Raw genomic sequence first — 7,045 nt, 5'->3', positions numbered from 1 at the left:
GTGGGGGTGGGGGTGGGGTGGGGGATGGGGTTAGGCGTCTTCGTCGTCGGGGTCGTCCAGGCGTGCCAGGTAGGTTGCCAGGCGTTCGATGGGGGTTTCGAAGTCGGGGTTGAGGTCGACGAAGTCGCGCAGGCGCTCGCCGAGCCACTCCAAGGTCACCTGCTCGTCGCCCCGGCGCTCGACCAGCTCCTCGATGCCACGGTCGGTGAAGTACATGGGTACGTCCTTGTGCTCGGCCCGGCTCGGGCCGGGCGGATGAGATGGCGGGTGGACCGACGGAGCGGGGCAGGACCGTGTGGAACGGCCCTGCCCCGGCTTCCGTGCTCAGGTCAGGTCACGGGCGGGGAAGAGCCGCCTCGATCAGCGCGTTCTGCTCGACCTCGTGGGTCTTGGCCGAGCCGACCGCCGGGGCGGCCGCGGCCGGGCGGGAGATCCGCCGCAGCCGAACGTCAGTGAGGTGCTCCAGCAGGTTGAGCGCGACGAACGACCAGCCACCCTGGTTGGCCGGCTCCTCCTGCACCCAGGCGAAGTCCTCGGCGTTCGGGAACTGCCCGAGGGCGGCCCGGATCTCCTCCACCGGCAGCGGGTACAGCTGCTCCAGCCGGAGGATCGCGGTGTCGGTGACGCCGCGCTCCTGCCGGGCCTGGAACAGGTCGTAGTAGACCTTGCCGGAGCAGAGCAGCACCCGCTTCACCGCCTCCGGCGCCGGGGCGGCCGTGTCACGCAGCACCGGCTGGAAGGTGCCGGTGGTGAAGTCCTCCACCGACGAGACGCAGAGCTTGTGCCGTAGCAGCGACTTCGGCGTGAACACCACAAGCGGCTTGCGCTTGGGTGACAGGGCCTGGCGGCGCAGCAGGTGGAAGTAGTTCGCCGGGGTCGTCGGGATGGACACCCGCATGTTGTCCTCGGCGCACATCTGCAGGAACCGCTCCGGCCGGCCGGAGGTGTGGTCCGGGCCCTGACCCTCGTGGCCGTGCGGCAGCAGCAGGGTGATGGCGGAGCGCTGGCCCCACTTCACCTCACCGGACGAGATGAACTCGTCGATCACCGACTGGGCGCCGTTGACGAAGTCGCCGAACTGGGCCTCCCAGGCGACGAGGGCGTTGATGTTCTCCACCGAGTAGCCGTACTCGAAGCCCATCGCCGCGTACTCGCTGAGCAGCGAGTCGTGCACGAAGAACCGGGAGCGGTCGCCGTCGCCGGTGAGCGACTTCAGCGGCAGGTAGTCGTCGCCGGTGCGGGAGTCGACCACCGAGGCGTGCCGCTGGACGAACGTGCCGCGACGAGAGTCCTGCCCGGCGAGCCGGACGGTGACCCCGTCGTGCAGCAGCGCCCCGAGCGCGATGATCTCGCCGAAGCCCCAGTCGATGTTGCCCTCGACGGACATCTTGGCCCGCCGGTCCAGCAACTGCTGGATCCGCTTGTGCGGGGTGAAGCCCTCCGGCAGGTTGATGTGTGCCTCGCCGATGGCCTTGACCACCGACGCGTCGGTGGCGGTGTCGACCTGCGGCTCCGGCTCCTCCTCGCGGCGCGGCCGGTTGAGCTGGCGCGGTGCCGAGGCGGCGTCGCGGGTGGCCTTGAAGACCTTCTCCAGCTGCGCCTGGTAGTCGCGCAGCAACTCCTCCGCGTCCTCCACGGTGATGTCACCGCGGCCGATCAGCTCCTCGGTGTAGAGCTTGCGGACCGAGCGCTTCGAGTCAATGATCTTGTACATCTGGGGGTTGGACATCGAGGGGTCGTCGCCCTCGTTGTGCCCGCGCCGGCGGTAGCAGACCATGTCGATCACGACGTCCTTGTTGAACGTCTGCCGGTACTCGAAGGCCAGCCGGGCCACCCGGACCACGGCCTCCGGGTCGTCGCCGTTGACGTGGAAGATCGGCGCCTGGATCATCCGGGCCACGTCGGTGCTGTAGAGGCTGGACCGGCTGTACTCAGGGGCGGTGGTGAAGCCGACCTGGTTGTTCACCACGACGTGCACGGTGCCGCCGGTGCGGTAGCCGCGCAGCTGGGACAGGTTGAGCGTCTCGGCGACCACGCCCTGCCCGGCGAAGGCGGCGTCACCGTGCACCGCCAGCGGCAGCACTGTGTAGCCCTCCAGCTTGAGGTCGATCCGGTCCTGCTTGGCCCGGACGATGCCCTCCAGCACCGGGTCGACGGCCTCCAGGTGCGACGGGTTGGCCACCACCGACACCTTGACCGCGTGCTCGCCGTCGGGGGTGGTGAATTTGCCGTTCTGACCCAGGTGGTACTTCACGTCGCCGGAGCCCTGCGTCGAGCGCGGGTCCAGGTGACCCTCGAACTCCGAGAAGATCTTCTCGTACGGCTTGCCGACGATGTTGGCCAGCACGTTGAGCCGACCGCGGTGGGCCATGCCGATGACGACCTCGTCCAGCCCGTTCTCGGCGGAGGACTCCAGCACCTCACCGAGCAGCGGAATCAACGACTCGCCGCCCTCCAGCGAGAAGCGCTTCTGGCCGACGTACTTCGTCTGGAGGAAGGTCTCGAACGCCTCGGCGGCGTTGAGCCGGTTGAGCACGTGCTTCTGCTCGTCGGCGGACGGCTTCTCGTACTTGCGCTCGATCCGTTCCTGGACCCAGCGCCGCTCCTCCGGGTCCTGGATGTGCATGTACTCGATGCCGACCCGGCGGCAGTACGAGTCGCGCAGCACGCCGAGGATCTCGCGCAGCTTCATCCGCTGCCGGCCGGCGAAGCCGTTGACCGGGAACTCGCGGTCCAGGTCCCACAGGGTGAGCCCGTGCTGGAGGACATCCAGGTCGGGGTGCTTGCGGATCTTGAATTCCAGTGGGTCGGTGTCGGCCATCAGGTGACCGCGCACCCGGTACGCGTGGATCAGCTCGTGCACCCGGGCGGTCTTGTTGATCTGACCCTCGGAGTTGACAGCGACATCGCGCATCCAGCGCACCGGCTCGTACGGGATGCGCAGCGCGGTGAAGATCTGGTCGTAGAAGCCGTGCTCGCCCAGGATCAGCTCGTGCATCACCTTGAGGAACTCGCCGGACTGCGCGCCCTGGATGATCCGGTGGTCGTACGTGCTGGTCAGCGTGATGATCTTGCTGACCGCCAGCTCGGCCAGGGTGGCCTCGGACATCCCCTGGTAGGGGGCCGGGTACTCCATCGCGCCGACGCCGATGATCGCGCTCTGCCCCTGCATGAGCCGCGGCATCGAGTGCACGGTGCCGATGCCGCCCGGGTTGGTCAGCGAGATCGTGGTGCCGGAGTAGTCCTCCATGGTCAGCTCGTTGCGCCGCGCCCGTCGGACCACGTCCTCGTACGCCTGCCAGAACTGCCGGAAGTCCATCTGCTCGCAGCCCTTGATGGAGGGGACCACCAGGTTGCGGCTGCCGTCCGGCTTGGCGAGGTCGATCGCGATGCCGAGGTTGACGTGTGCCGGGCGGAGCACCGCCGGCTTGCCGTTGGCCTCGGCGAAGGAGTTGTTCATCTCGGGGTGCTGGACCAGCGCGCGAACCATCGCGTAGCCGACCAGGTGGGTGAAGCTGACCTTGCCGCCCCGCCCGCGGGCGAGGTGGTTGTTGATCACGATGCGGTTGTCCACCAGCAGCTTGGCCGGGACCGCGCGCACGCTGGTCGCGGTGGGCACGCTCAGCGAGGCGTCCATGTTCTGGACGATCTTCGCCGCGACGCCCCGCAACGGCGTGGTCTGCGGGCCGTCGGCACTCGGCGCGGCGGCCTTGGCGGCCGGCTTGGCCGCAGCGGCCTTCTCGGGTGTGGCCTTCGGCGTGGCCGCGGCGGCGGGCTTGGCCGGCGCCGGCTGGGCGGCGGCCGGCTTGCTCGCGGTCGCCGGCTTGGCCGGGGTGCTCGGCTGGGCGACAGTGGCGGCCGCCTCCGGCTGACCGTCCGGCTCCGGGGCGGCGGCCGGCTTGTCCGACGATTCGGCGCCGCGCGGGGTGCCCGCTCCCGGTGCCGGTCGGTAGTCGGCGAAGAAGTCGTGCCAGGCCGAATCGACGCTCGATGGGTCGGCGAGGTAGCGCTGGTACATCTCCTCGACGATCCACTCATTCGGGCCGAAACCCGCCAGTGGGTTCTCCTGCGAAGTCTGCTGGGTCGACACGGCCGGTAATCGCCTCTTTCACGCGGGTTTGTGTGGCACGCGGTGGGTCCGTCGCGCCCGATTAGGAGCACGGACTAGACGGCTCCCAGGCTACGCCGTACCGATCCCGCAGGCATTTCCGCCTCGGTCCCGTGGCCGGTTTCACAGAAGATGCCAGAAGTTCAGCAACGCCTGCGCGCACCGTGTCGAACTGGTAACACCCCGGCCCTCGCGCGGCCGGTCACCGATGGTGAGGCCCGACCCCGGGGCGGTCAGCCTGTCGTCGCCGCCCCGGAGTCGCAGACGCCATCAGGCGATGTCGCGCCGCCGGGTGAGCAGGACTCCGGCGATTCCGCTGACCAGCGCGTAGCCGATCAGCACCAGGGCCCCGACCCACCAGGACGGGGTGAACTCCGAGGTGCCCTCCGTGATCATGACCTGGGATGCCACAGCGGGCCAGATCACCTGCCACTTGAGCACCGCCTGGCTGTCGAGCACGTTCGACAGGAGCAGGAACAGCAGACCCACCACCTGGGTGCCGATCAGATAGAGCACCGCCGCCGTGATCACCGCACCGAGCTGGTTGGTGATCAGCGTGCCGATGCCCACCCCGAGGATCGTCCAGATCGCGTAGGCCAGCAGGTTGAACAACAGCGCCCGCTGCACCGGCCACTCACCGAGCTGAGTGCCGTAGTCGTTGGCGGACAGGAAGATCGCGCCGGCGGCCAGGTCGATGAGCGTGGTCGCCAGCCAGAACATGAAGCCGAGCAGGCTGGCGGCGACGAGCTTGCTGACGATGACCGACGTTCGCCGGGGAGTCGTCAGGAACGTCGTGGTCGCGGTCTGGTGGAAGAACTCGTTGGTGACCATCAGGATGCCGATGAGCATCACGAACATCAGCCCGAGGTACTGGCCCGAGGTGTAGAGGTTCGCCGCCTGCGCCGGCGCGGTGGCCTGCTCGGCGCTGACGCCGATTTCCTCGGCGTCGCCGCCGAGCGTCGTGACGGCCAACCACGCGTTGATCGCGAACGCCAGGGCGATCGAGAGGAACGCGCCGAGGGCCAGCCACCACCAGGTGCTGGTGGTACGGATCTTGAGTAGCTCGGATCGGACCAGGTTCATCGGATGCCCGCCTTTCCGGCCGTCAGCTCCAGGAAGACCCGTTCCAGATCGGGCCGTTCGGTGGTCAGTTCGTGCAGCTCGACCCCGGCCGCGAGGGCGGACCGGCCGATCGTCGGGGCGTCCACCCCGCCGACCAGCAGCACACCCTGCTCGTCGGTCTCGATGGTCGCCGACTGCGCCTTGAGGGCGGCGGTCAACGCCTCGGCCTGCGGGGTGCGGACCCGGACCCGGGCGCCCTGGGCCATCGACCCGAGCACCTGGTCGACCGGTCCCTGCCGGACCAACTGCCCGGCCGCGATGATCACCACGTCGTCGGCGAGGAGCTGCATCTCCGACAGCAGGTGGCTGGAGACCAGCACCGTACGACCCTCGTGGGCGAGGTTCTTGAGGAACCCACGCATCCACCGGATGCCCTCCGGGTCCAGCCCGTTGGCCGGCTCGTCGAGGATCAGCACGCGGGGGTCACCGAGCATCGCGGCGGCGATGCCGAGCCGCTGCTTCATGCCCAGCGAGTAACCCTTGAACTTGCGCTTCGCCGCCGGGGTGAGCCCGACCAGGGCCAACGCCTCGTCGGCCCGCTGCTTGGGCAGCCCGGCCGCCGCGCAGATGACCCGAAGGTGGTTGATACCGGTGCGGCCCTTGTGCGCGCTGGACGCCTCCAGCACCGCGCCGACCTGCCGCAGCGGGTTGGCGAGGTCGACGTAGCGCTGGCCGCTGATGGTGGCCGTGCCGGCGGTCGGCGTGACCAGATTCAGCAGCATGCGCAGCGTGGTGGTCTTGCCTGCGCCGTTCGGGCCGAGGAAGCCAGTCACCCGTCCCGGCGCCACGGTGAAGGACAGGTTGTTCACCGCCCGGACGTTCTTGTACTGCTTCGTCAGACCGGACACCACGATCTGACCGTCGCTGGTGGGGCTTCGCTGCCCGTCAGTCATCGTTCTCCTCCCGTGTGTGGCGTCGAGGTACGCCGTGGCACAGCGTGACGGCCCGTGGCAACAAGGTCAATCAGGCGCGGTCGGTACGTTTGCCTCCGTCGCGGGGTGGAGGCGACTCATCCCTGCGGACTACGGCAGGGGTTCAGCGGGCGATCCAGGTTGCCCGCGCCGCGCCGAGCAACGACCCGTCCGGGCCGTACAGGCTGGTGTGCACGAGCGCCTTGCGCCCTTCGACGCGCAGCAACGCCCCGGTCACCACGGACTCGTCGCCCGGCTCGGGCAGCGCCGCGACCACTGCGGCGATCCGCCCCAGCAGGTACGGGCGGCCCGGCGCGAGCACCGCCCAACCGCCGGGGCAGTCCAGCGCGGCCCAGACCGTGGCCGCGCTGACCTGTTCGGGCGCGCGGAACGGCGCGGCGGTCCGGCCGTCGGGCAGCCGGCCGGGGAAGATCCGCAGCCCGTCGGCCCGCTGCGGCCCGCAGACATAACAGCTGGGGAACGGATGCTCGACCAGGCCGGGGTAGCGGGCCGCGGCGGCCACCGCCGTCTCCAGGTCGACCGGGGGTACGACGGCATCGAGCACCCCGGCCGGGCGCACCTCGGCCACCAGTTCGCCGGCCGGGTCCCGGACCTCGCCGTCGGCCAGAGTCAGCTCGGTCTCCAGCGGTGGTGGCCGGCGCAGCGTCACCTCGACCGGCTCGCTGCCGCCCGCCTCGGCGGCGAAGATCCCCGCGCTCCAGCCGCCGTTGCCGGAACCGGCGGGCCCGTTGTAGCGGGTTTCGATGCGCATCCTCGACCTCCGGTGGTGCGTGTCGGCGCCGTCGCCGGCCTGGTCCGGCAGCCTCGCACGGTCTGCGCCGGGCGTCGCTAGCGGTCTCGCCTGCCGGCGTTCATCCGATCGACACCAGTGGTCCCCGTGAAT

Annotated in this window: 5 protein-coding genes; all 5 read right to left on the bottom strand. The window is 69.8% G+C overall.

Features of this window, described 5'->3' with window-relative positions; genetic code table 11:
- Positions 1-30 precede the first annotated feature (30 nt).
- The 5 genes from KBX08_RS22480 to KBX08_RS22460 all read right to left on the bottom strand — a co-directional run bounded on the left by KBX08_RS22480 (position 31) and on the right by KBX08_RS22460 (position 6,913).
- A complete protein-coding gene (locus tag KBX08_RS22480; RefSeq protein WP_007464679.1) occupies positions 31-216 on the bottom strand; it encodes a DUF6104 family protein in 186 nt (61 codons plus the stop codon).
- Between the two features lie 118 nt (positions 217-334).
- Positions 335-4,090 (bottom strand): multifunctional oxoglutarate decarboxylase/oxoglutarate dehydrogenase thiamine pyrophosphate-binding subunit/dihydrolipoyllysine-residue succinyltransferase subunit, encoded by a 3,756-nt coding sequence (locus KBX08_RS22475; protein WP_210785387.1) that lies wholly within the window; start codon positions 4,088-4,090, stop codon positions 335-337.
- A gap of 288 nt (positions 4,091-4,378) precedes the next feature.
- Entirely contained in the window at positions 4,379-5,191 is an 813-nt protein-coding gene (locus KBX08_RS22470) for an ABC transporter permease (protein ID WP_203121789.1), read from the bottom strand.
- On the bottom strand, positions 5,188-6,123 hold the full coding sequence (locus KBX08_RS22465) for an ABC transporter ATP-binding protein (protein ID WP_210785386.1): 936 nt from the start codon (positions 6,121-6,123) through the stop codon (positions 5,188-5,190). Before KBX08_RS22465 ends, KBX08_RS22470 begins: the two co-directional genes overlap by 4 nt.
- Before the next feature lie 142 nt (positions 6,124-6,265).
- Complete coding sequence (locus tag KBX08_RS22460; protein WP_210785385.1) at positions 6,266-6,913, bottom strand: hypothetical protein; 648 nt, start codon at positions 6,911-6,913, stop codon at positions 6,266-6,268.
- Positions 6,914-7,045: the final 132 nt, after the last annotated feature.

It is taken from the genome of Micromonospora sp. H61, from assembly GCF_018070325.1.
Lineage (GTDB): Bacteria > Actinomycetota > Actinomycetes > Mycobacteriales > Micromonosporaceae > Micromonospora > Micromonospora salmantinae.
This window is presented reverse-complemented; position numbering and strand designations above follow the sequence as displayed.